Genomic DNA, 21,938 nt, shown 5'->3' on the forward strand with positions numbered 1-21,938 from the left:
TATAATTCCCAGTCTAATGAGCTACTAATACTATTTATAGATTAATTCATATACTCAGATCATTATTCTTAGAATACTAATTTTTGATGAGATTTAATACTTTGTCAATAAAACCATTTTCATAAGGTTTTTTATCTGAATCAGAGTGATAATAGTAGTAGTAATGAGCTTGAGATTGCCTAACACCATTAACAACCAAGCCTATAATATTCTGTCCAGATTGGCTTAGCATATCCTTTGCTCTTTGAGCAGATGGGCGAATTAATTTATCTGGTCTCGCTATCAATAAAATACAATCTGATATTTTACCCAAAAATAAAGCATCAGCGGCAGCATTTAAAGGAGGGCTATCGATTAAAACATAGTCATAAGCCAACCTTAATTCATTCACAAAAGACAAGAAGCTAGATGAGTTAATAATTGTTATTGGATTTGGTGGAGTCAAGCCAGATGTAATAATATCAAGATTACTATTTTCATGATGCATAAACTTTTGATATGGTAAATCCTCGACTAGAATATTGCTCAATCCAATCTGATTTGGAATTTGCCAGCAGTGATGTTGAGCAGGTCTGCGTAAATCACAATCGATAATAGCAACTCGATAGCCAATCTCAGTCATGGACAAACCCAGATTTGCTGTTATTGTGCTCTTTCCTTCACCTTGCATAGAACTGGTGATCGTAATAACTTTCAAATTTCCGTCGGAGTTAGAGAATTTAATATTAGCCAGTAACATTCTAAAAGACTCACTTGCTGGCAAACGAGGATCATCCCGAACAACAAGCTTTCCACTATTCTCAAATTCCTGACCTGATGGTGGACTTACTTTCTTATCTGATTCATATAAAATTGGAATTGTTGCTAAAATTGGCATAGATGCAAAAATTTCTTGAATCTCATTTTCTGAGTGTACGGAATTATCAAGTTGCTCCAACAAGAAAGCAACTCCAAATCCAATCACAAGTCCAAAGAGTCCTCCCAGGAAAATTATCCGTTTAGGGTCTACTGACACAGGGGTGCGGTTAACTTTAGATCGTTGAACGATCACCGCATTGCCAACGTCTTGATTTTCGGACAGTTGAGCATCTTGAAGTGACTTTAGTAGAGCGGAGTACCTAGCACTAGAGACATCATATTCAAGCTGTAGCTGTAGCAATCGTCTTTGAAGACTGGGTAACTGTTCTACAACTTTGTTTTTCTCATCAATTTTGGATTTTAATAAATCAACCTGTTTCATCAAACTCTTAATTTGAAATTCATTAGTCACGACTTGCGTTAGGAGTGAAATGGTAGAGCTTCCTAGTTGAATCTGGGTTGGACTTTGATTAACTGGATATTCTTGATTACCCAAAAGTTCAGATATCTGGTTTTGAAGAGCATTACTTTGAGCATCTCTCTGTCGCTTCAGTGACAGCACCTCAGGATGGTTCTGTCTGTAGCGACTAGTTAAAGCAGTTAGTTCTGCCTCTGTCTTTTGCAACTCAACCACTGAAGCTTGAATACCTGCTGACTCTGCAAGGAGCTTTAATTGATTGGCTTTGGCAGGAGAAACTCCGAGTAATGATTCCAGTCCTACCTGTGTATTTTGTAATCCTACTAGCTGTACTTGAGTAGTTTGAATGCTTTGTTGTAAAGTGGCTAACTCCTCAATCAGTGAACCAGTCTGAGCATCTAAAGAGACAATATTAAAATCTTGTTTGAAACTAGTAAGTTTATTGAGATTTTCAATGAGATTCTTTTCCGCATTAGGTAACTGAGACTGTATAAATTCCCGAGCAGCTGTTTTCTGAACTCGACTTAAGCGAATACTATTGGCGATAAAGCTACTCATTAAGTTATCAACAGCTTTGACTGCTACTTCTTGATCTGGACTACGAAATGAGACATTTAACAAATCTGTTCGGGGAACTTGGCTTACAGACATACCACTACCTAATTGAGATGCGGTAGCAGAACGACTGATGTCAGTTGAATCTATGCTAAATAATTTGGCAGCCTTTTCAAGCACATCATCCGTTTGAAAGATCGCAATTTGAGTGTTCAGAGGGTTACCCGCAACACTACTCAAATCACCACCTGGTACTCCCTGAATACCAATGAGGGCTGACGCTTGGTTTTGCTTCTGTATCCAAATTAGACCATTAGCTTCATAAACTGGTACACGGGTAACTGCATATAAGCCCGAAAGAGCCAAGACACTGCTAAATGTCAACGTAAATCCCAACCAATGCCGCCTAACTAGCCCAAGATAAGATTGAATATCAAAATCATCATCTTGGGGCTTATTTACTAGGGGATTCTGTGAAATCATGGAGTTTTCTTGTGTCATAAAACAGATAATAATTAAGAGCTATTGAAAGATACGAATAAAGGCAGCCGCAGCACCAAGAGGGCCAAGAACAGTTCCAATTGCATCCAGGAAACGGTAGCCATCACCTTTAGGAATCATAATGACATCGCCATCCTCAATCTGGGTTGGCTCAGTTAATTTTTCGATATTGAGAGTTTTTTCATTAACCGTACCATTAGCTTCTAAGCGATAAAAACGAACCCTAGTTAGATTAGCCTTATCTGTTGGTCCACCCGCTACTGCGATAGCACTACTTAGGGTACTGTCGGGAGACACTTCAATCTCACCAGGCCGCTTAACTTCACCCACAACACGGACTTTAACAGTGGGAGAGCCAAATGCAGATCGGGCTAATAGTTTTTGATCACCTTGGCTCAATGTGGTTGCTTTAGGAATAAAAATTGAGTCGCCATCCCGCAAAGAAATATCTTGATTACTGCTACTAGATTGAATAGCATTCCATAAATTCACGGTCATTGTTTGAGAGACACCATTAACACCAATTCGATTAATGATAATGTCACGAACATCGGCTTCCTTGGTTACACCCCCAGCGGCAGCAATGGCCTGAGTTAAGGTAGGGATTATACGAGATCGCGTTGTTTCATTTCCAGTTGAGCTAGATGCTCCAAGAGGAATAGGTTGGAGTTGTAATGGACCAGGCCGGCGGACTTCCCCCGAGACAGTTACGGTGAGGGGGCGTAGGTTGGTAAGTTGAACTTCAACCGTTGGATCAACTAAATATTCACTTAAACGACGAGTCAGTTCTTGTTTGACTTGAGTGACTGTTTTACCAGAGACAACAAAGCGTTCAACTAGTGGGATGGAGATAGTACCATCTGGAAGAATGACCTGAGGAGGAAGACCTTTATATTCATCAAATCCTAAGACTGAAACTTGTATTGAGTCCCCAGGCCCCAGCAAGTAAACATTCATGTTGTCAGCGGCAGCCAGGCCAGGATTAGGGCGATAATTTGGGGCTGGACTGGAGACTTGGGCCAAGACTCTGGATTCAGCTGTCCAGACTGTAAGGCCCACAGTTGCCAAGACAAAGAATTGAGTCAAAGTGGCTATCGAGAGTGGTTTGGCATAGCTGTGGGACATAGGCAAAGCTGGAGAAATCAACACTATTTGGCGGATTCAGGGTTAGGCTGAATATCAGTTAGTTATAGCAGATGGATAGGCAGAAGATGTGATCTCGATTACTAATTAGTGAGAAAAATTTTACATTTCCTCTAGATTTGACAGCAAAACCATAGCACATAAGTTGAGTGAGTTAGGGAAGAAGTCAAGGGACATGATAAGTTTTTCTCAATAATTTTAGTGATTGCCCAGGCCTTAACCAATGCGCTCATCAGAACATTGCTCTCCAATTGGGGAACTTCCGAGCCAGCGAGCAGGTCAAAAAATGGGCGGACTTCAGAATTTTGAGAACACTGGAGCTTGCCCTCGCCGATAAAGTCGGATGATCTACTCAAAAAGTATGCTAAGTCTATGGTGTCGGGTTTAGCCTGTTTCAGTCTTTGTGGGCTAATGTATTGTATTTGTCTTGAGGGAGAGTACTCGTCATGTTTGGTTCTCGGGGATGGTCTCAGAAAGTTCAATTCATTTTGGCTAGCAGTACTCTCGGGGCAATGACCCTTGTGGGAGTGATGATCGTCAATGGGCCGATGGCTACAGCCGCAACTCCTTCCCCAACAGCAGCAGCGACCGTTCCAAGGTGGATCACAGCATTGAAGCTATCCCCTGCCCAAATTCAACAAGTCCAGGCCATTGAAGCCAAGTTCAAACCCCAGGCCCAGAGCCAACAAACTCAACTGAATCAGGCCGAATCACTGCTGGAATCCCTACTCGTCAAAGGAGCCAGTAACGAGGATATTCGCGCTCAGCACCAGATTATCCAAAACTATCGGCGGCAATTAGAGACAACCCGTTTGGAAGCAGCCCTAGAAATTAAAGATGTTTTGACTCCGGCCCAACGACAACAATTAGCAGAACTGAATCAGCAGCGGTTGACCCGACTCCGAGATTTAGTTTTGGGGAGTGGTGGGACAACCCCGCGCTAAAGATGTCTATTAACCATTAGGAGAGGAGTTACCCCTAGACCGAGTTAGGCACTATAGCGTTACCCAGGCGGTGCTAAGAGCAGAGAAATGTTAAAAAGGCTGACTATTAAGCATTTTCTGACGTTTTCTCGTCTTACCCTAAATGAGTAATGCCATATCTCAGGAGACATTGAGGATCAAGAAAAATGCCACTGGAGTTAGTCATCACGGTGGGGGCCCTATTAATTTCTTGGTTTGTCTTTACAGGCCTGGTCCGGTTGCTCAAAGTAACGGTGGGAACAGCGATTAAAATTGCCCTTGTTCTTTTTGCCCTACAGGTTTTTTTTGGGATTGGCCCCGAGGCCTTAGGAGAGCGGATAGTTCAACTTGGGGAGCAACTCTTAGGAAAAGGAAAGTAGACTAATCAGGCTGGAGGCAGTTGTAAACGATTAGCCCACAGGCCGGGAAAGGAGTCCGGAATTGGGATCGCCCCCACAACCTGTTGATAAAATTCCGCTGGCCCGACCCAACCAATCACGCCATAAGCATAACCTTGGGTTCTCATCATCTCAAGGGTTAGCTGGGTTAAAATTGTGCCAATTCCTAGGCCCCGCGAATCCGCATCCACCCCCATCGGCCCAAATAATCCTAATGCCGCCGTATCGTAACAGGCAAATCCCAAAAGTTTTCCACTCTGAACGGCAATTAAACAGCGGGGGGGGCGTTGGTGCAGCGCAATTTCAACTTCACTAACCCAGCCCAGGCTAAATCTTGCTTTGACCCAATCTAAAATTAAATGGGTTTCGGAACCGAGGGGCTGCCGATAGATAATCCCTTGGCTGTGGTGTGTTTCCAGGCGGGCCTGGTCGAGAGGTAATGCATAGAGCTTGACTAGCATATCCATAGGACTTTTCTTGAGCCAGATGCTCCCAATCTAAACGTTCAACTTGACGATTCGCGACGGCCTGGGCCTGTTTACTAGACCAAGTATAAAAATCTTGTTCAGACAAAGAGAGACTGGGCATAGTTTGATTTCCTTGCAATCTTAAATATTATTCTGAGGCGCATTATCAACACCTATGCCCAATAGTTCTGATCTCGAAGCTGTTGGGTGTCAAAACAAGCAACCTCAGGAAAGAGCGAGTCTGCTATAGCAATACCTATTAATAAGTGAGCTATAATTAAACTTATCTATTGTCAAGTAAGATGAGGGAGACAACCATGAGTTACAGCGAAGATTTACGGAAGAAAGCCTTAGAAGCAGTCGCTAGAGGAGCAGTAAAAGCGCAGCTATGTAAAACTCTAAATATTAGTCGAAATACTCTAGATTCTTGGATAAAACGTTATGTAGAAACTGGCTCATATACTCCTCCTTCTTATCATCATCAAAGACGTAAACCCAAAATAGATAATCTGGATAAATTCAGAGAATTTGTTCTTGAGAATAATGATAAGACTCAACAGCAATTAGCAGATTTATGGGGTCATAATATTACTCAGCAAGATGTTAGTCGCGCTCTGCAAAAGTTGAATATAACCCCAAAAAAAAGACCTACACCTATGCAGAAAAAGATGAAGACGAACGCAATAAATTTACGGCTCAGTTAAAAGAAACAGCCCCTTGAACCATCCTATACATAGACGAAGCTGGGATTGTAGACCACAGGTCATGCGTAGCTAATCGAGATCATTACCCTTATGGTTACAGTCTCAAAGGAACCCGATGCTATGGCGTTAAATGCGGTCGCAAGCGTGAGCGAGTGAGTTGGGTCGCTGCTCTATACAATCACCAGTTAATTGCCCCCTTAGTTTTTTCAGGGTCATGCAACCGAATTTTAATAAAAGAGTGGTTTAAAACCAAGTTATTACTTCAACTTAAACCCAACACTAAAATTATCTTAGATAATGCCTCTTTTCATAAAGGACAAGACTTAGAACAAGTAATTGAAGAAGCGCATTGTCAACTCTGGTATTTGCCTAAATATTCACCAGACCTCAATCCAATCGAACGTTGTTGATCTACATTAAAGAATAGCATGAAGAAATCGCTAAATGCCTTTGATTCGATTCATGAATGTGTAAATAATGCATTTATAAATAGTCCTATAGTAGTTGAGTAGTGTTACAATTTCGCAATGTCGATAGAGAAAGATAAAAAGTTCACCGAAAAAGCGTTCATAAAACTGCTCATCTTTTTGACATTGAATTTCCAGGAAATAGACAGGGCCAGGCCTGGTTTCAGGGGGGGGTAGGAAAACACTATCGAGTTGAAAAGCGGTTTCTTTGACCGTGACGGATTCAAACCGATATTCAGCGGCATTGCTGGGTTTATCGTCCAATAACTCAAACAGGCAAGTGGGAAACTATTGAAAGAGTTGGTAAAAAATGGAATCGCGGCGCATAAGTGGGTTGATCGAAAACTATCAATTTGAGTCATTAGGGGCTGGCAACGGAAATTGTTCATTCGCCAAGTAGGCTTCAAAATTCTGGGCAAAATATCGCCAGGAAGTCATGTCTTCAGTATCGAGTTTCTGAGATGGGGCCTGGGAAAATAAGGGTAAACGGGTTTCAATTTGCTGCTGAATCAGGCGGGGTAAGGCTAAAACTTCCATCACCTTGCGACCACTGGCACTATAAATCATTTGCCCAGGCCTTGCGCCCATCTTCATCCACGGCAACCACGGCCCAATCCGACTCCAGGCCAATAGCAGGTTCTCAATAGAGGGTGGGTCTGGGTTTAAAATCTCAACCGTGGGGACAGTCAGCTTAAACAGTTCTACTGCTTGGTACAGGGCCTGGGGACTGTAGTCTTGAAATTTTGGGTCAGTCGCGAGGGCGTTGGGATAGTTGGGAAACAGATCAAAAATAAAGGTTGTTGTTTGTGGAGTGACTAGAGCCGGAAATGGATGCCGAAACCGACCCTGCACCGGACTATTGGCTACATGAACCACCGTTACCGTCTCCTCTGTCCAGGGATTCTGCCAGCGATGGAGCAACTCACCGGATTTAGGGTCAAGGTAAAACAGTAATTCCCGTGAGGTAAAGTCCCAACCGCCCTCAGGATGGGCCAAACAGCGGGCCGCACTCATGCCGACAATATCAAACAGATGTTGCTTTTTCTCCCCCGGAACAAGACTGTAAATCGCCCCTTGCCAGACAATAAACGCGGTTTCTTCCGTTAAGGTTGCGCGTACCCGGACAAAATCCCGGGCTGAAAATTCATGCCAAATCCCCTCACCTGCTGGAATGATGCTGAAATCAGGGAGACTCATGGGGGTACTTCAGTTGTAAGTAAATGATGGGTTAAGCAGAAATAGCTTTCGCCGCCGCTGCCACACCCGCCCCGGGCGCAAAGGCCTCATAGCCCAACTCCCGTAACGAAGCTTCCAGGCCAGCAATCGCTGCCAAAATATCTCGGTCACAGACAAAACCCAAATGTCCAATCCGAAACACTTGCCCCTTGAGGTGATCCTGCCCACCCGCTAAGGCAATATCAAAGCGTTTTTTCATAATCGAGCGAATCTTTTCCGCATCAATCCCTGCTGGGGCCACAGCCGTAATGGCCGGACTAGCCGCATCATCGGGAGCATAGAGGGCTAAATTGAGAGCTTTAATCGCTGCCCGCGTGGCCTGGGTGAGTCGGGCATGACGGGCAAAAATGTTGTCTAATCCCTCCGCTTGCATCATCTCCAGAGCCGCATCCAAGGCAAAGAATAAATTCACTGGCGGCGTAAAGGGTGTGGTGTTCTTCCCGGCATCTTTGCGATATTTGCCTAAATCCAAATAAAACTTGGGTAATTTGGCCGTTTTATAGGCTTCCCAGGCCTGGGCACTGACAGAAACAAACCCTAAACCGGGGGGCATCATATAGCCTTTTTGAGAACCGGAACCCACCACATCCAAGCCCCAAGCATCCACTGGCACTGATACGGCCCCAAGACTGGTCACGGCATCGACAATAATCAACGCGCCATGAGCTTTGACCTGGGCATTAATGGCTTCAAGATCATTGAGTACCCCCGTAGAAGTCTCGCTGTGGGTAATCACAACGGCTTTGATGGTTTTAGCGGTGTCAGCCTCAAGAGCCGCTTTGAAATCATCGGGATTAAGGGCCGTACCCCAGGGAGATTTGACCTCTTGCACATCCAGGCCATAGGCCAAAGCCACCTCTGCCCAGCGTTCGCCAAACTTCCCATTGGAGCCGACTAAGACCCGATCCCCTGGACTGAGGAAATTGATCATCCCCGCTTCCATCGCTCCAGTGCCACTAGAGGCCAAAATTAGGACATCATTTTTCGTTTGATGCAGCCATTTAAGACCTTGGGTAACGCGAGCAAAAATCTGGCTAAATTCCCCACTGCGATGGCCGATCGGATGAGTGCCTAAGGCCCGCAAAACCGATTCCGGCACCGGAGTCGGGCCTGGGATCATGAGCATGGATTTATCTTTCATTCAACTCAAACCTAAGCGCAATCGCAGTAGAGATAGATTTTAATTCTAGAACATCAACCTAAGCTGACCAATGGGCGGCGACATATTCAGCCAAATCCAGCACCCGTTGGCTATAGCCCCATTCGTTGTCATACCAGGCCACCACTTTAACCATGTTGCCACCCATGACCATCGTTAAGGAGGCATCTAAAATCGAAGAGGCCGGATGCCCACGATAATCACTCGAAACAAGTTCTAAATCGCTGTAATGGATGATCCCCTTCATGTTGGTTTCAGCAGCTTGCTTGAGGGTTTCATTCACCTGTTCAGCCAAGGTGGGGGTTTCCACTTCCGCAACAAAATCCACCACGGAAACATTAGGAGTTGGCACCCGCAGGGCAATCCCGTTCAGTTTTCCTTGTAATTCTGGAATCACTAATCCAACTGCTTTAGCTGCCCCGGTGGAAGTGGGGACAATGTTCATTGCAGCGGCTCGGGCCCGGCGTAGATCTCGGTGACTGGCATCTAATAACCGTTGATCCCCGGTGTAGCTGTGGGTGGTGGTCATCATCCCCTGTTTAATCCCAAACCGTTCATGGAGAACTTTCACAATCGGAGCTAAACAGTTGGTGGTACAACTGGCATTACTGAGGATCGTTTCATTGGGATCATAATCGGTATGATTCACGCCCACCACATACATCGGCACATTGCCTTTACCGGGAGCCGTAATTAGGACTTTTTTAGCCCCGGCGTTGACGTGTTTACTCGCCCCATCGCGGCTGACAAACACCCCGGTGGATTCAATGATCAGATCAATATCCCACTCTTTCCAGGGTAGGTTTTCTGGGTTACGATCCGAGACACATTTCACCGTTTCGCCGTCAGCATAGATACAATTGTCATCAGCGCTGATCTCGACATCATTAAACGTACCCAACATTGAGTCGTAACGCAGCAAGTGAGCATTAGTCCGGGGATCAGACGTATCGTTAATGGCAACAATATTGAGTTTGCTATTCGCTTTCCGTTGCAGCCAGCAGCGCATAAAGTTACGCCCGATCCGGCCAAAACCATTAATTGCGACTCTAACCACCTGATTCCTTCCTCGTATCAAAAACTACGTCAAAAAAATTGGTTGCAAAACCCCATTCCAGGAATGCCCTAGATCATATCCTAAGGGGGAACGGCAACTTTTGATCCGTGTCTGTGATTTCGGCTACAGGATTAGCGGGCAGATCCAACTAGGGTCGGCTCTGGAACTTTTTCATCTAGGGAAGCGTGTAAAGCCTCAGCCAATGGGGCGCGACCAAATCGTTGTTCGAGAATATTCATCACTTCCCGGCCAAAGTCATTGGGGTTCCGTTGCCAGGCCTGGAGACAGACTTCTCCAAACATTGACCCTAGGGGCTCCGGATTCCAAAGGAGCTTTTTCGCCACCCAGGGTAAGTGGATTGCCAGGGGATCATAGCCCGGTTTGAGAATATTTTTCTTAAAGGCGTACTCTTCCAGGTGCGTATGGGGTTGCAGGCCAATAAAGAAAATTGCCGGTTCCACCTTGTCCGCACCAAAAATCTCCTCCAAAGCTCGGTGATAAGCCACGGTCTGGGCAATGGTCTCGGGCCGCTCATCAATCACATTAAAGGAATAGTTTACGGATACGAGATCATTAAATCCAGCGGCTTTTAAGTCCCGGCAATTTTCGAGTACCGTCCGCAGGTTATAGCCCATTCGCATTTTCCGGACGAGTTCCTGGGAGCCACTGGTAATCCCAATTTCAAAGTAATTCATCCCCGTTTTGACCATCAGATTGCATAGACGTGGAGTGAGATTATCCGCCCGAATATAGGCCGCCCAGTGAATATCTTCCATGCCCGCCGCCAAGATTTTTTCTAGGAGTTCCTCGGCATCAGGGATAAATTTTCGGGCTGGGATAAATTGCGCGTCCGTAAACCAAAAATTCCGCATTCCCTTGGCATAAAGTTGCTGCATCTCAGCCACGACTTCATCGGCTGGGTTGATCCGGACTTGTTTGCCTTCAACGACGGTATAAACGCAATAGCAACAGTTATGGGGGCAGCCGCGCTTGGTTTGCACGCCTATATAGAAGTCATCTTCTTGGAAGTAATACTCAAACTCCGGCCAAATTTGGCTGATGTAGGGATAATTACAGGCGGTTTTCTCAATTGGGGTCGGCCATTCATGGATCAAGCGTTCCCGCGGGGCTGCTTCTCCAACCACATAACACCGCTCCTGGCGAAACTCCTTCCTTTCCAACACATTGGTTAAAAGACTTTCCCCTTCTCCAACTGAAATAATTGTGCCTTTGGGTAAACTCTTTCCAAGTTGCTGATAAAAGACACTGACCGCCCCGCCGCCGACAATGGTTTTAATTTCGGGATGATATTTTTTCGCCCGTTTTAGGCCTTGTTTAATCAAACTCAGATTTCGCCACAGTTCCCATAAATAGGTTGAGGCCATCCGCAAGCCCCCCCAGGCCCCGCGCAGTTTAATCAGGGGATTTTTGGCATAGTAAAACTCAAAGGCATTTTGTAACGGATTTCCCCCCCGCCCCCCTACGGGCGCATAGATTTGAATATCCCGCCAGGAAAAAACCAGTACCGTTGGCCGAAACTGATCGATACATTCATTCAATGCGACACGAAAATCCAAGGGTGGCACTGTCCCCAGGTCAAAAATCCGCTGCTCAACCCCTGGCAGTTGCTTATGAACATGATCCGCAAGATAAACAACACCAATGGGAAAGATGGGGTTACAGGGCAGTCGGACATACAAAACTCGGTCTGATTTGGGGTTGGCCATGACTAAAAGCCTATAGTGAGAGAAATAAAAATACTTCACACTTCTTTATTTTCTAGCACAATGCTCTCAGACTCAGGCCTGGGGATCAGGATTAGGGATGATCTGCCTAAGTTGTAGTTGACTTTACAATCAGCAGTTTTCAGGAGTGTTAGCCTCTAAAGGTCGTTAGTCGCGCTCGCGTGTAGTGATCTCCTCCATGTCTCAGGTCTTTGATCCCGTCCCCAGCGAACACCCTGACCGGATTCTTTGCTGCTATGTCAATGTCAGTAGCAAAATGCAGATCGCCCGGATTAGCAACATTCCCAATTGGTATTTTGAGCGGGTTGTCTTCCCAGGCCAGCGGCTGGTGTTTGAGGCTATACAGGCAGCCCAGCTAGAAATTCATTCTGGGATGATGGCCAGTGCGATTTTATCCGACACGATCCCCTGCCAACGCTTGGTCATCCAAGAGGGGGGAGAAGAGTTCTTTACTGCCGATCCCTATGCCCAACAACGGATTGAAGAATTTAATGAGGGCCGTTCTCCCGTACCCAGCCTCAGTGGCGAGCGTGACAGTTAGGAAGACTTAGATATACTTAGATATATTTTATTGTTGTAATTAATTTGGTGATTGATTTTGGGCCGCTTTTGCCTCCGACCAGTTTTTTGCCAGCGTAATCAAATCTGAGGGCAACATCACAATTGTCGTTGTGTTATTTTCTGCGCCAATTTCTGTTAGCATTTGTAGCCGTCTCAACTCTAAAGCCGCCGGGTTTTCCATAATGTTACGAGAGGCTTCCGATAGTTTAATGGAGGCTTCTTGTTCGGCAGTGGCTTTGATTAAACGGGCCCGTTTTTCCCGGAAAGCTTCCGCTTCTTTGGCCATAGCCCGCTGCATCCCTAGAGGAATTTCTACATCCTTCATTTCCACCCGCTCAATCTCAATTCCCCAGGGTTCTGTAATTTCATCAACAATTTCTTGAACTTTCTGATTGATCCGATCTCGATTTTGTAAAACATCATCCAAATTGTTCTGCCCGACCACATTCCGCAGGGTTGTCATTGCCACCTGATAGACGGCCATTTGATAGTTTTCGACCCGGTTAATGGCTTTATCCCCTCGCAAAATCCGATAATACAAAACTGCATTAACTTTGATGGTGACACTATCGGCAGTGACCGTTTCTTGAGGCTCGATATCTACCGTTTTTGTGCGGACATCTAGCTGCACCTTTTGATCCATAAGTGGCACAATCCAATACAGGCCAGGCCCCCTGACCCCTTGTAATCGCCCCAACCGAAAAATGACCCCCCGTTGATATTCCCGATCCAACTTAATCCCGCTACTGGCAAAGATGAACAGGGCAATTAAAATTGTGATGACTGAGCCGCCCATAGAAACTCTACCCTAAACAATGAGAGTTACTTTTATTGTCCTCCTCTTCTCCTCGGTTTGCATAAAGTCTTGATTTCTTGTCACTGAGTCTAGTTGTGGATGCTGTCAATAGTTATCTGATCGACTGGATACAATTCAATATAACCACTGACCATCGCGCCCAAAGCAATGAACCCAAACCCCTTATACTCAAAGATGGCAAGCTGTTTAACCTGAACAATTTTTCCTATGGTGACTTCAACTCCCTCAACCCAAAAATCTATTCTGCGCTATGGCGTGGTTGGGGCCAGACGGTTTAGTAATTACTTTTGGGCTGTCGTTGTCGCCATTGGGGGCCTGGGCTTTTTTTTGGCGGGGCTATCGAGCTACTTACATCAAAACCTGTTACCCATCGGCAATCCGCTGGAACTAGTGTTTATTCCCCAGGGGATCGCCATTGGCTTTTATGGGGTGGCGGCGTTACTCCTTTCCACCTATCTGTGGTTAACCATTGCTTGGGACGTGGGTGGTGGTTACAACGAGTTCAATAAGGAGACGGGTCAAGTTAAAGTGTTTCGCTATGGCTTTCCGGGCAAAAATCGCACCATTGAAATTTCCTGTCGGATGAGTGATGTCCAGGCCTTGCGGATCATTATTCGGGAGGGGTTTAATCCCAAGCGGGCTTTATATTTACGGATCAAAGGCCGAGGGGAAATTCCCTTAACCCGGGTTGGCCAGCCCCTACCCCTCGCAGATTTAGAAAACCAAGGGGCTGAAATTGCCAGTTTTCTCGGTGTCCCCATGGAAGGACTATAGGCCTAGTCCATCGGCGTTAGGATTATTTTGACCACCGCGGCATCAATGAGGCTAATTGGGTGCTGGGGAACCTGTTCCAACATCATGACTAAATCCTCTGGGTGTAGTAGCGTGCCGTCATGGCAACAACTGCCTAAATAGTGAATCTTAATCTTGGCCTGGGGTGCGGTCTATGGCTGATTTGTGAAGCGAGAGTAATGGTATTTTGCGATCGAAGGTGAGATATGAAGACAAAAGGCAAAATTTATCATCAAAACCAAGGGAGCAGAACAGTTACAATGTTTTAGATTTTTGGGTTCCAGATTATCTGGTAGCTTCGGGCAGTAACTCTTGCTAGAATTTTCAGTTATAAAGTTGATTGACTTCCTGCTTGCTCAACTGCCATGAAAACTCAGATTCCCCCCCTAGAAAATGGCGACCGGATGAACCGCTATGAGTTTGAGACACGAGCGAATATTCCTGCAGCCCCCAAAAAGCTGGAATTGATTAATGGAGTGGTATTCATGGCCGCAGCGTTGCGATATCGTTCCCATGCTTTACCCCATAGCTACATTATGGGTTGGTTGGCCCTTTATGCTGCGAATACGCCCGGTGTTGAATTGGCTGATAATGCCACGATTCGTCTAGATACAGATAACGAACCTCAACCCGATGCACTTCTTCGCATTGAAACAGAGTCTGGTGGGCAGTCGAAAATTAGCAAAGATGATTATATTGAGGGAGCACCAGAGTTAATTGTTGAAATTGCCGGATCGAGTTTTTCCTACGATTTACATGACAAGTTAGAAGTCTATCGCCGCCATGGAGTTAATGAATATATTGTTTGGCGGGTTTATGATCACCAAATTGATTGGCTTTATTTACAGGAGGGACGTTATATTTCCTTGCTTCCTAATGAAATTGGACTGATTGAGAGTAAAACATTTCCAGGCCTGGCATTAGCTCTTGAATCCATGCTTGAGCACAATTTACTTGATGTTTTGGCCCAACAACAGGAACAACTCAAGTGTGAAAGTTATATTGAGTTTTGTCGAAAATTAAAAAATCGAGACGATTAAATACCTGTCTATTAGACATCTCTTCAATTCTTCAATATTTCCAAAAGTTTAGCCCTCACTGGATTAGAAATAGGCTGTATCAAGCTATGTAAATTTATTGATTGAGCTTCAGCTTTTGAGCCAAGACGTTTTGAATCTGTGCTGGGGATAAGTCAATATCATACCAAGTTGCTTCAGTATCTGGGCTGCGGCGGCTTATGAGTGCGTCAATCGCCTCTTGATCATCCCGATGGGAAAGCACATAGGTTTTCAGCTCTTGGCGAGTCATTTTTGTATAATCAGGCTTCATTAACAAACCTCCAGCGGCCATGGGTTGTAATTAGGATTTCAATTTCATCACCAGCTAAGATATAAATTTCGGACGTAAGCTCGTTAAATCGAAACAACTTAATTTCTTGATACATATTGGAGAGACTTTGGCAAATCTCAACAGTTTTTAGGCATTGCTCGAATGAAGGAATAAAAACCTCGCTCTGGCGTTACAACAACACTATTCTAATTTAGCCTATGGATTGCAAAACTAATTTTAGCCGCTGGGCCTGGAGAAGAATCATGGCTTTTCCTGAAACCTGCTCCAACATCATAATCAAATGCTCCGGGCGTAAAAGTGTTCCATCATTGCGACAACTGCCAACATAGCGAATCCGGGCTTGAGAGTTAGTTTCCAAAAGTTCAAGTTCAAATAACCGCTCCCGGAGATTGACGAGTTTCTTCTTCCCGGATTTGGTTTTAGTTTCATAGGGAAAGTCGGGAGTATTTTGAATTTGCTCAATCCAGTCTTGCCAGGCCCCGCTTTCTTCCCCTTCACAACTGACAGTTAAGACATATTCAGCTTTGTCTAAAATTTGGGTTGCAGAGGGAGCAGCTAGAGGAATTTCCAAGACTTGATAAAGCGGTAAATCGGTTGGAAGTTGGGCCGCTAAACGGGTCTGAAATTCAATTGGATCACACGTTTGCCACAATTCAAAATCAACAATTTCCCCGGTACTGGTCATTCCTAAGGGTAGGGCATTGGCCGGGGCAATTCGGGGCGAGGGATGAAAGCCATTGGTAAAGGAAATTGGCAAGCTGGCCCGGCGTAAGGCCCGATCAAACAAGCGCAATAAATCCAAGTGACTAATTAACGCTAAATCGCCTAATTTGCCAAACCAGACTCGTAAGCGTTGAACTTTTTCACCGTGGGCCTGGGGCTGGCCGTAAAATTCCGGAATTGGCAGGGGCGGGACGACAACATTATGACCAAACTCCGAACCACACACGCCGCAACTATAACAGGCATCAAAGGAACAATCGGGAACAACCACCGCTTCTAAGGCTTTTTTCAGGTCAGTTTTTAACCAGCGTTTACTCACCCCCGTTTCAATGTGATCCCAAGGCAAGGGCGCATCCAGATCCCAATCTGCCAGGATTTCTTTCGTCGTTTTGGCCTGGGAGTCATCGGATTGGGTCTCAAAAATATTCCATTCGCCCGCGGCCACTTTGCGATATTGCCAACTCAACCCGGCCGCATCAATCGCATCAGCCCAGGCCTGGTAAGCCCGCTCGACACTTTCCCACCATGAATCTTCCCTTGCCCCTAATTCCCAGGCCCGTTTAATTACCGCACCTAACCGCCGATCTCCCCGGCCAACAAAGTCCTCCATGGCCGAAATTCTGACATCGGTAAAATTCACCTTTAAACCGCGAATGGTGCGAAATTCAGCCCGAAGTAACTCCTGTTTACGGCTAAATTCTTCTGTGGAAACCGAATGCCATTGAAAGGGGGTATGGGGCTTGGGCGTAAAGTTAGAAATTGTGACATTGAAACTCATCGGCTTGCGGCCCTTTTGCCAACATTCCGACTTGAGCCAGCGAATCGTCTCGGCAATCCCTAAAACGTCAGCATCCAGTTCCCCCGGCAAGCCAATCATGAAATAGAGTTTGACCTTATCCCACCCCTGTTCGTAGGCTGTTTTCACCCCGCGCAAGAGTTCCTCGTTCGTTAAACCTTTGTTGATAATGTCCCGTAAGCGTTGAGTTCCGGCCTCGGGCGCAAAGGTAATACTGCCTTGACGCGTCCCACCGAGGATGTTGGCAATGTTTTGATCAAAGCGATCCACCCGCTGACTCGGCAAAGAAAGGGAGATATTTTCATCCTTGAGGCGATTCTTAATCTCCAGACCAACGGCGGGCAACGCTAAATAATCGGAGCAACTCAGAGACAGCAGCGAAAACTCGTTATAGCCCGTGGCCCGCATCCCTTTTTCGATGGTTTTAATCACCTGCTCCGGATCCACATCTCGGGCCGGCCGCGTTAACATTCCGGGCTGACAAAATCGGCATCCACGAGTACAGCCCCGGCGAATTTCCACCGTCAAGCGATCATGGACGGTCTCCACAAAGGGGACAAGACCAATGGAGAACTCTGGCCTGGGGGTAGCGACACGGCGGAGAATTTTTTCGGGGACATCCTTACGACATGGAACAACCGCCCCCGACTCAGTTCGCTGATAAAACTGCGGTACATACACTCCCGGCACTTGAGCCAACTTTAGGAGCAATTCCACTCGATTTAATCCGGCTGCTTTTCCTTGAGCCACCACCTTGCCAATTTCTGGTAAAACGTCTTCTCCATCACCAAGGGCAAAAAAGTCAAAAAAGTCAGCGTAGGGTTCCGGGTTGGATGTGGCAGTTTGTCCCCCAGCAAAAATTAAGGGAATTTCCGTAATTGCCGCGCTTTGCCGTTCTCCCCAAGTTAAGGGAAGCCTGGCCAAGTCCAGCATTTCCAAGATATTGGTCGCCCCCAATTCATAGCTGAGGCTAAACCCTAAAATGTCAAATTCACCTAAATAGCGGCGGGATTCCACAGCAAATAAGGGAGTTTCGGTAGCTCGTAACTTGGCGGCTAAATCACCCCCCGGTAAATAGGCCCGATCACAGAGTTGATCTGCTTGAGCATTGAGGATGTTGTAGAGAATAATATGCCCGAGATTGGAGGCCCCGACTTCATAGACTTCCGGATAGGTCAAGGCCCAGCGCACCGATGCCGCATCCCAATTTTTATGCACCGCGCCTAATTCGTTACCCAAGTACCGGCCTGGTTTGGCAATCTCTGCGGTTAAAAGGGATTCGACTGCTACTGCCATTGTTGCGTCACCTAAACTTTAAATGAGAATTAAAAACCTGATCATGATTAAGCCTAATTGTCCATGCAAGCTCAGGGGTCTAGAGAAGCCAGAAGGTGCGATTATAAAACACTCTCACCTGTCATACCACGGAACGCTTGCGATACTCTGCGGCTCAAACAAGCTGGACACATACAACTTTGATCAACCATTTGTTTGTGAGCCAAGCCATGTACAACTCCATCGGCGGAGTCAAATTTAGAAGCAAAGATATCAAAATATTGGGTATCTCGTGCGTTGTATCGCCTAAAAATTGAGTACGCAACATGATCAGCCAGTTGAACTAATCGTGATGCATGGGAATCTACAAAAAATGGCGTATCTGCAAGGTTGCGAATCACACCCCACTGAGTTCCAAGTGTTTGAAAATCTCTGGCTAATCTTTGTAACGGTGTTTCATAGGTGCTCTTATCAAGAATCAATAAACCCTGTTGACGATCACCTAAGGCTCGCAACCGAGATAAGTAAAGATTAAATCGGCTACATAAATCCTCAAAAGCCATCTCAACAGGGTCACGGTCTGGGAAGGAATCTTTATGTACTGCACAAGCAAATACTCTAGCGCTGTCATAACTTCTCGCGAGTACCTGTAAGACTGCTTTAATCACTCCTTGAGCATCTTCACGAGACATTGAATTCCATGGAGATTTTTTACGGGAAAATATTTCTGAAGCATGAAACTCGATTTGACCTGGATTTCCTGCGTCAATACTTTGAGCTAGGCGATCTAACTCTTGAGTGAACCAGCTTGTTTGAGCTTCAAAAACAGATACACCTGCCAAGACAAAATATTCTTCGTTGCGGTTAGCGGCTGAACCAGAATCGTCAAGATACAGAAGGTGCATTTTATAGTAAGCAAAAAAACGGCAGCCGAGTGAGTTTAACCTCAACGAACCGCAGATGCAGCTCTCTCAACCGCTACACCAAATATAACAAGAATTTAGAAGCATATCTTGCGATGGATGGCTGTTATTAGTGAACGCGGTTCTACCGGACAAATTCTACCCTGCCTGTGGACTGCTCATCTTTAAGGAACTGGATCGCATACAGTAGAAAAAGAACAAAAGTAAAAAGAGACGACCCAGAAAATGACAAAACTGGAAAAAGTGATCCCCCTAGATGGGCGGGATCTCCATTTGACAATTGGATGTTTTGCACCCCAGGCCGATGGTGCTGTCTTAGTTCGCTCCGGGAATACCGCTGTTTTAGTCACTGCAACCCAGGCCGGGACTCGGGATGGAATTGATTTTCTCCCCTTAACCGTTGACTACGAAGAACGCTTATATGCAGCCGGTCGGATTCCAGGGGGATTTTTACGCCGGGAAGGCCGCCCCCCAGAAAAAGCCATTCTCACCGGCCGGTTGATTGATCGCCCTTTACGCCCCCTCTTTCCCAGTTGGTTACGAACCGATTTACAAGTGGTAGCCACAACGGTCTCCATGGATGAGCAGGTTCCCCCCGATGTTTTGGCTGTAACGGGAGCTTCCATTGCGGTTCTTTTAGGGCAAATTCCCTTTAATGGGCCGATGGCGGCGGTGCGGGTTGGCCTGGTCGGCGATGACTTTATCATTAATCCGACCTACGCCGAAATTGAAGCGGGTGATCTGGATCTAGTTGTGGCCGGCACCGACGCGGGTGTGGTCATGGTTGAAGCCGGAGCGAATCAACTGCCGGAACAAGATGTCATCGAAGCGATTGACTTTGGCTATGAAGTGGTTCGCGACCTCATCCAGGCCCAGCGGGATTTATTGGCCGAGCTAGGAATTCCTCTGATTGAAGTGGCAACCCCAACCCTCGACCCCACTCTGCAAGATTTCATCTACCAAAAAGCCGCCGGCCCGATTCAAGCAGTTCTCCAACGCTTTGAACCCAAAACCATCCGAGATGCTGCCCTCGATGAAGTCCAGGCCGCGATTGGGCAAGATATTAACAGCCTCGATGAAACGGATCCAGTCTATTTGGCTGCTACGGCCTCACCCAAAGCCCTGCCCACCCTGTTTAAGAGCGTCACCAAAAAACTGATGCGTCAACAGATTATCGAAAAAGGCGTGCGGGTTGATGGTCGCCAACTGGATGAAGTTCGCCCGATTAGCTGTGATGTTGGGGTTTTGCCGACTCGGGTTCATGGCACTGGCCTGTTTAACCGGGGCCTAACTCAAGTCATGTCGGTGGTGACCTTGGGGACTCCCGGTGATGCCCAGGAAATGGACGATCTCCACCCTGATGAAGAAAAACGGTATCTCCACCACTACAATTTTCCGCCCTACTCAGTCGGTGAAGCTCGCCCAATGCGCTCTCCAGGCCGGCGGGAGATTGGGCACGGAGCCTTGGCCGAGCGGGCCTTAATCCCTGTCTTACCCCCCCAACAGGAGTTTCCCTATGTAATCCGGGTGGTCTCAGAAGTTCTTTCGTCCGATGGTTCGACTTCAATGGGGTCTGTCTGTGGTTCAACCTTAGCCTTGATGGATGCGGGCATTCCGATTCTTAAACCCGTCAGCGGTGCGGCGATGGGACTCATTAAAGAAGGGGAAGAAGTCCGCATTCTCACGGATATTCAGGGAATTGAAGATTTTCTGGGGGATATGGACTTCAAAGTGGCTGGAACGGAAACCGGGATTACGGCCCTGCAGATGGATATGAAAATTACGGGTTTACCCCTCGATGTGATTACCCAGGCCATCCAACAAGCCCGTCCAGCCCGTCTCCACATCTTGGAAAAAATGCTCGCCTGTTTGCCTACTAGCCGCAGTCACCTCTCTCCCTTTGCCCCGCGCCTAATCTCCTTCAAAATTGAACCGGAGTTGATTGGTCTAGTTATCGGGCCGGGCGGAAAGATGATCAAAAGCATTACCGAGGAAACCGGAGCCAAGGTGGATATTCAGGATGATGGGACAGTCACGGTTTCCGCCATTGATGAAGACAAAGCCAAACGGGCCCGTAGCATCATCCAAGGCCTAACCCGCAAAATCAACACGGGCGATGTCTTCCTCGGCAAAGTCACTCGCGTCATTCCGATTGGGGCCTTTGTTGAATTTCTGCCCAATAAAGAAGGGATGATTCATATTTCCCAGTTGGCTGAATACCGAGTTGGCAAAGTGGAAGATGAAGTGAACGTTGGGGATGAAGTCATCGTCAAAATTCGCGAAATTGATCCCCGCGGCCGGGTCAACCTCACACGCTTAGGCATCCATCCCGATGAAGCGGTAGCGGCCCGGACAGTGGTTGCCGAATAAAACTCAAGGGAGAATACTCTAAATAGTCGAGTGGGCCATCAGGGACAGCCGCAGTCCGTTGGTAGCAAATCTATCCCTGCTGCACTTAGCTGCCTAGAACTCTAGATTGCCCCTCGCTGACAGCATTTTTACAATCAACCTCTACAGGCTTACGCAGATTGTTCTGAACCATGATGATTTTGGCATCCTGCCAGCAAGCGGCCTGGGAACGAACCCGAATGTATCGCGTACGCAGACTGTTCTGAGAGAGTAGAAATCTTAAAAAGACTGCCCGTAAAGCCCGTTCTAACTTGTCCCAATCAGTGCCCTAAATAGTAACGCCATAGGTAAAAACGCCGCTCGATGAAATCTTCAATGGGTAACCCTAGATTCAGCACAATCCTGTTCACCCAATCTACTTTTCCCAGGCCATAGGGGTAGAATTTAAGCTATCCATGTAGGTTGCAAAGATTTACTAAGAAAAAGGTTACAAATCGCCAGTATTTGTGTAGTTTTCTATACTAAGCTTAGGCAAACAGGTCTGATTAGCGGGCAGATTTAGATGGGGATCACTGATCTCTCTCAGAATCTTTTTCCTCTATTGCGAAGGTTTGTTTTCCTCGGCTTTGGGACACCATTTTTTGGCAAAATATAGCTTCTGCTTCAGAGGGCGTATTGTACC

The 21,938-nt window shown here is 46.4% G+C and carries 22 protein-coding genes; 8 read left to right on the forward strand and 14 right to left on the reverse strand.

All coding sequences use genetic code 11. From position 1 onward, the window contains the following. Positions 1 to 76 precede the first annotated feature (76 nt). Both RIF25_RS00415 and RIF25_RS00420 read right to left on the reverse strand, forming a co-directional pair. The gene (locus tag RIF25_RS00415) at positions 77 to 2,332 is read right to left on the reverse strand and encodes a GumC family protein (protein ID WP_322876596.1); all 2,256 of its coding nucleotides are present in this window, start codon (positions 2,330 to 2,332) and stop codon (positions 77 to 79) included. 21 nt (positions 2,333 to 2,353) lie between these two features. Further along, positions 2,354 to 3,457 (reverse strand): polysaccharide biosynthesis/export family protein, encoded by a 1,104-nt coding sequence (locus tag RIF25_RS00420; RefSeq protein ID WP_322876597.1) that lies wholly within the window; start codon positions 3,455 to 3,457, stop codon positions 2,354 to 2,356. Positions 3,458 to 3,921: 464 nt separating this feature from the next. Between RIF25_RS00420 and RIF25_RS00425 the strand changes: the two genes are divergently transcribed. Continuing rightward, complete coding sequence (locus tag RIF25_RS00425; protein ID WP_322876598.1) at positions 3,922 to 4,419, forward strand: Spy/CpxP family protein refolding chaperone; 498 nt, start codon at positions 3,922 to 3,924, stop codon at positions 4,417 to 4,419. Between the two features lie 185 nt (positions 4,420 to 4,604). Next, entirely contained in the window at positions 4,605 to 4,817 is a 213-nt protein-coding gene (locus RIF25_RS00430) for a hypothetical protein (RefSeq protein WP_322876599.1), read from the forward strand. A gap of 5 nt (positions 4,818 to 4,822) precedes the next feature. On the opposite strand, the gene RIF25_RS00435 is transcribed toward RIF25_RS00430, so the two are convergent. Further along, entirely contained in the window at positions 4,823 to 5,254 is a 432-nt protein-coding gene (locus tag RIF25_RS00435; protein WP_407682276.1) for a GNAT family N-acetyltransferase, read from the reverse strand. Beyond that, the gene (locus RIF25_RS17015) at positions 5,163 to 5,423 is read right to left on the reverse strand and encodes a DUF29 family protein (RefSeq protein WP_407682264.1); all 261 of its coding nucleotides are present in this window, start codon (positions 5,421 to 5,423) and stop codon (positions 5,163 to 5,165) included. Before RIF25_RS17015 ends, RIF25_RS00435 begins: the two co-directional genes overlap by 92 nt. Before the next feature lie 196 nt (positions 5,424 to 5,619). Here RIF25_RS17015 and RIF25_RS00440 point away from each other — a divergent pair, with 196 nt between their 5' ends. Both RIF25_RS00440 and RIF25_RS17020 read left to right on the forward strand, forming a co-directional pair. Beyond that, the gene (locus tag RIF25_RS00440) at positions 5,620 to 6,006 is read left to right on the forward strand and encodes a helix-turn-helix domain-containing protein (protein ID WP_322876601.1); all 387 of its coding nucleotides are present in this window, start codon (positions 5,620 to 5,622) and stop codon (positions 6,004 to 6,006) included. A 44-nt stretch (positions 6,007 to 6,050) separates the two neighbouring features. Continuing rightward, positions 6,051 to 6,416, forward strand: a complete 366-nt coding sequence (locus RIF25_RS17020) for a transposase (RefSeq protein WP_407682277.1) — start codon at positions 6,051 to 6,053, stop codon at positions 6,414 to 6,416. Between the two features lie 30 nt (positions 6,417 to 6,446). Here RIF25_RS17020 and RIF25_RS00445 read toward each other — a convergent pair whose 3' ends face one another. The 5 genes from RIF25_RS00445 to RIF25_RS00465 all read right to left on the reverse strand — a co-directional run bounded on the left by RIF25_RS00445 (position 6,447) and on the right by RIF25_RS00465 (position 11,652). After that, positions 6,447 to 6,749 carry a DUF2887 domain-containing protein gene (locus RIF25_RS00445; protein WP_322876953.1) on the reverse strand — a complete coding sequence of 101 codons (303 nt, stop codon included), beginning with the start codon at positions 6,747 to 6,749 and terminating at the stop codon, positions 6,447 to 6,449. A 72-nt stretch (positions 6,750 to 6,821) separates the two neighbouring features. Next, complete coding sequence (locus RIF25_RS00450; protein ID WP_322876602.1) at positions 6,822 to 7,670, reverse strand: DUF1838 domain-containing protein; 849 nt, start codon at positions 7,668 to 7,670, stop codon at positions 6,822 to 6,824. Between the two features lie 31 nt (positions 7,671 to 7,701). Then, positions 7,702 to 8,850: a pyridoxal-phosphate-dependent aminotransferase family protein gene (locus RIF25_RS00455; RefSeq protein ID WP_322876603.1), complete on the reverse strand. Its 1,149-nt coding sequence runs from the start codon at positions 8,848 to 8,850 to the stop codon at positions 7,702 to 7,704. A gap of 58 nt (positions 8,851 to 8,908) precedes the next feature. Next, positions 8,909 to 9,925, reverse strand: coding sequence for a type I glyceraldehyde-3-phosphate dehydrogenase (locus RIF25_RS00460; protein WP_322876604.1), 1,017 nt, complete (start codon positions 9,923 to 9,925; stop codon positions 8,909 to 8,911). Positions 9,926 to 10,056: 131 nt separating this feature from the next. After that, positions 10,057 to 11,652, reverse strand: a complete 1,596-nt coding sequence (locus RIF25_RS00465; protein WP_322876605.1) for a photosystem II high light acclimation radical SAM protein — start codon at positions 11,650 to 11,652, stop codon at positions 10,057 to 10,059. Between the two features lie 196 nt (positions 11,653 to 11,848). Between RIF25_RS00465 and RIF25_RS00470 the strand changes: the two genes are divergently transcribed. Then, positions 11,849 to 12,211 (forward strand): DUF1830 domain-containing protein, encoded by a 363-nt coding sequence (locus tag RIF25_RS00470; protein ID WP_322876606.1) that lies wholly within the window; start codon positions 11,849 to 11,851, stop codon positions 12,209 to 12,211. 39 nt (positions 12,212 to 12,250) lie between these two features. Here the strand turns inward: RIF25_RS00470 and RIF25_RS00475 are convergent, their stop codons facing one another. Continuing rightward, positions 12,251 to 13,027, reverse strand: a complete 777-nt coding sequence (locus RIF25_RS00475; RefSeq protein ID WP_322876607.1) for a slipin family protein — start codon at positions 13,025 to 13,027, stop codon at positions 12,251 to 12,253. Positions 13,028 to 13,255: 228 nt separating this feature from the next. On the opposite strand from RIF25_RS00475, the gene RIF25_RS00480 reads away from it, so the two are divergent. Continuing rightward, on the forward strand, positions 13,256 to 13,822 hold the full coding sequence (locus RIF25_RS00480; RefSeq protein ID WP_322876608.1) for a photosystem I assembly protein Ycf4: 567 nt from the start codon (positions 13,256 to 13,258) through the stop codon (positions 13,820 to 13,822). Positions 13,823 to 14,205: 383 nt separating this feature from the next. Next, positions 14,206 to 14,880: a Uma2 family endonuclease gene (locus RIF25_RS00485; protein ID WP_322876609.1), complete on the forward strand. Its 675-nt coding sequence runs from the start codon at positions 14,206 to 14,208 to the stop codon at positions 14,878 to 14,880. 94 nt (positions 14,881 to 14,974) lie between these two features. Here RIF25_RS00485 and RIF25_RS00490 read toward each other — a convergent pair whose 3' ends face one another. The 4 genes from RIF25_RS00490 to RIF25_RS00500 form a co-directional block, all read right to left on the reverse strand. Next, the gene (locus RIF25_RS00490) at positions 14,975 to 15,169 is read right to left on the reverse strand and encodes a DUF6887 family protein (RefSeq protein WP_322876610.1); all 195 of its coding nucleotides are present in this window, start codon (positions 15,167 to 15,169) and stop codon (positions 14,975 to 14,977) included. Continuing rightward, positions 15,159 to 15,341 carry a DUF6888 family protein gene (locus RIF25_RS17025; protein ID WP_407682278.1) on the reverse strand — a complete coding sequence of 61 codons (183 nt, stop codon included), beginning with the start codon at positions 15,339 to 15,341 and terminating at the stop codon, positions 15,159 to 15,161. The genes RIF25_RS00490 and RIF25_RS17025 overlap by 11 nt, the downstream gene beginning before the upstream one ends. Positions 15,342 to 15,380: 39 nt before the next feature. Next, positions 15,381 to 18,005, reverse strand: a complete 2,625-nt coding sequence (locus RIF25_RS00495) for a TIGR03960 family B12-binding radical SAM protein (protein WP_322876611.1) — start codon at positions 18,003 to 18,005, stop codon at positions 15,381 to 15,383. 101 nt (positions 18,006 to 18,106) lie between these two features. After that, entirely contained in the window at positions 18,107 to 18,889 is a 783-nt protein-coding gene (locus RIF25_RS00500; RefSeq protein ID WP_322876612.1) for a DUF3800 domain-containing protein, read from the reverse strand. A gap of 243 nt (positions 18,890 to 19,132) precedes the next feature. On the opposite strand from RIF25_RS00500, the gene RIF25_RS00505 reads away from it, so the two are divergent. After that, positions 19,133 to 21,277, forward strand: coding sequence for a polyribonucleotide nucleotidyltransferase (locus RIF25_RS00505; protein ID WP_322876613.1), 2,145 nt, complete (start codon positions 19,133 to 19,135; stop codon positions 21,275 to 21,277). Positions 21,278 to 21,938: the final 661 nt, after the last annotated feature.

This window comes from Pseudocalidococcus azoricus BACA0444 (assembly GCF_031729055.1).
In the GTDB taxonomy this organism is placed as follows: Bacteria; Cyanobacteriota; Cyanobacteriia; order Thermosynechococcales; family Thermosynechococcaceae; genus Pseudocalidococcus; species Pseudocalidococcus azoricus.

Bases quoted from the DNA above. Each gene is read 5' to 3' on its own strand.
- RIF25_RS00465 (WP_322876605.1), bottom strand. From the start codon at position 11,652: ATGGCCAACCCCAAATCAGACCGAGTTTTGTATGTCCGACTGCCCTGT.
- RIF25_RS00450 (WP_322876602.1), bottom strand. From the start codon at position 7,670: ATGAGTCTCCCTGATTTCAGCATCATTCCAGCAGGTGAGGGGATTTGG.
- RIF25_RS00455 (WP_322876603.1), bottom strand. From the start codon at position 8,850: ATGAAAGATAAATCCATGCTCATGATCCCAGGCCCGACTCCGGTGCCG.
- RIF25_RS17015 (WP_407682264.1), bottom strand. From the start codon at position 5,423: ATGCCCAGTCTCTCTTTGTCTGAACAAGATTTTTATACTTGGTCTAGT.
- RIF25_RS00485 (WP_322876609.1), top strand. From the start codon at position 14,206: ATGAAAACTCAGATTCCCCCCCTAGAAAATGGCGACCGGATGAACCGC.
- RIF25_RS00430 (WP_322876599.1), top strand. From the start codon at position 4,605: ATGCCACTGGAGTTAGTCATCACGGTGGGGGCCCTATTAATTTCTTGG.
- RIF25_RS00480 (WP_322876608.1), top strand. From the start codon at position 13,256: ATGGTGACTTCAACTCCCTCAACCCAAAAATCTATTCTGCGCTATGGC.
- RIF25_RS00420 (WP_322876597.1), bottom strand. From the start codon at position 3,457: ATGTCCCACAGCTATGCCAAACCACTCTCGATAGCCACTTTGACTCAA.
- RIF25_RS00425 (WP_322876598.1), top strand. From the start codon at position 3,922: ATGTTTGGTTCTCGGGGATGGTCTCAGAAAGTTCAATTCATTTTGGCT.
- RIF25_RS00440 (WP_322876601.1), top strand. From the start codon at position 5,620: ATGAGTTACAGCGAAGATTTACGGAAGAAAGCCTTAGAAGCAGTCGCT.
- RIF25_RS00505 (WP_322876613.1), top strand. From the start codon at position 19,133: ATGACAAAACTGGAAAAAGTGATCCCCCTAGATGGGCGGGATCTCCAT.
- RIF25_RS00495 (WP_322876611.1), bottom strand. From the start codon at position 18,005: ATGGCAGTAGCAGTCGAATCCCTTTTAACCGCAGAGATTGCCAAACCA.
- RIF25_RS00470 (WP_322876606.1), top strand. From the start codon at position 11,849: ATGTCTCAGGTCTTTGATCCCGTCCCCAGCGAACACCCTGACCGGATT.
- RIF25_RS00490 (WP_322876610.1), bottom strand. From the start codon at position 15,169: ATGAAGCCTGATTATACAAAAATGACTCGCCAAGAGCTGAAAACCTAT.
- RIF25_RS00500 (WP_322876612.1), bottom strand. From the start codon at position 18,889: ATGCACCTTCTGTATCTTGACGATTCTGGTTCAGCCGCTAACCGCAAC.
- RIF25_RS00475 (WP_322876607.1), bottom strand. From the start codon at position 13,027: ATGGGCGGCTCAGTCATCACAATTTTAATTGCCCTGTTCATCTTTGCC.
- RIF25_RS00415 (WP_322876596.1), bottom strand. From the start codon at position 2,332: ATGACACAAGAAAACTCCATGATTTCACAGAATCCCCTAGTAAATAAG.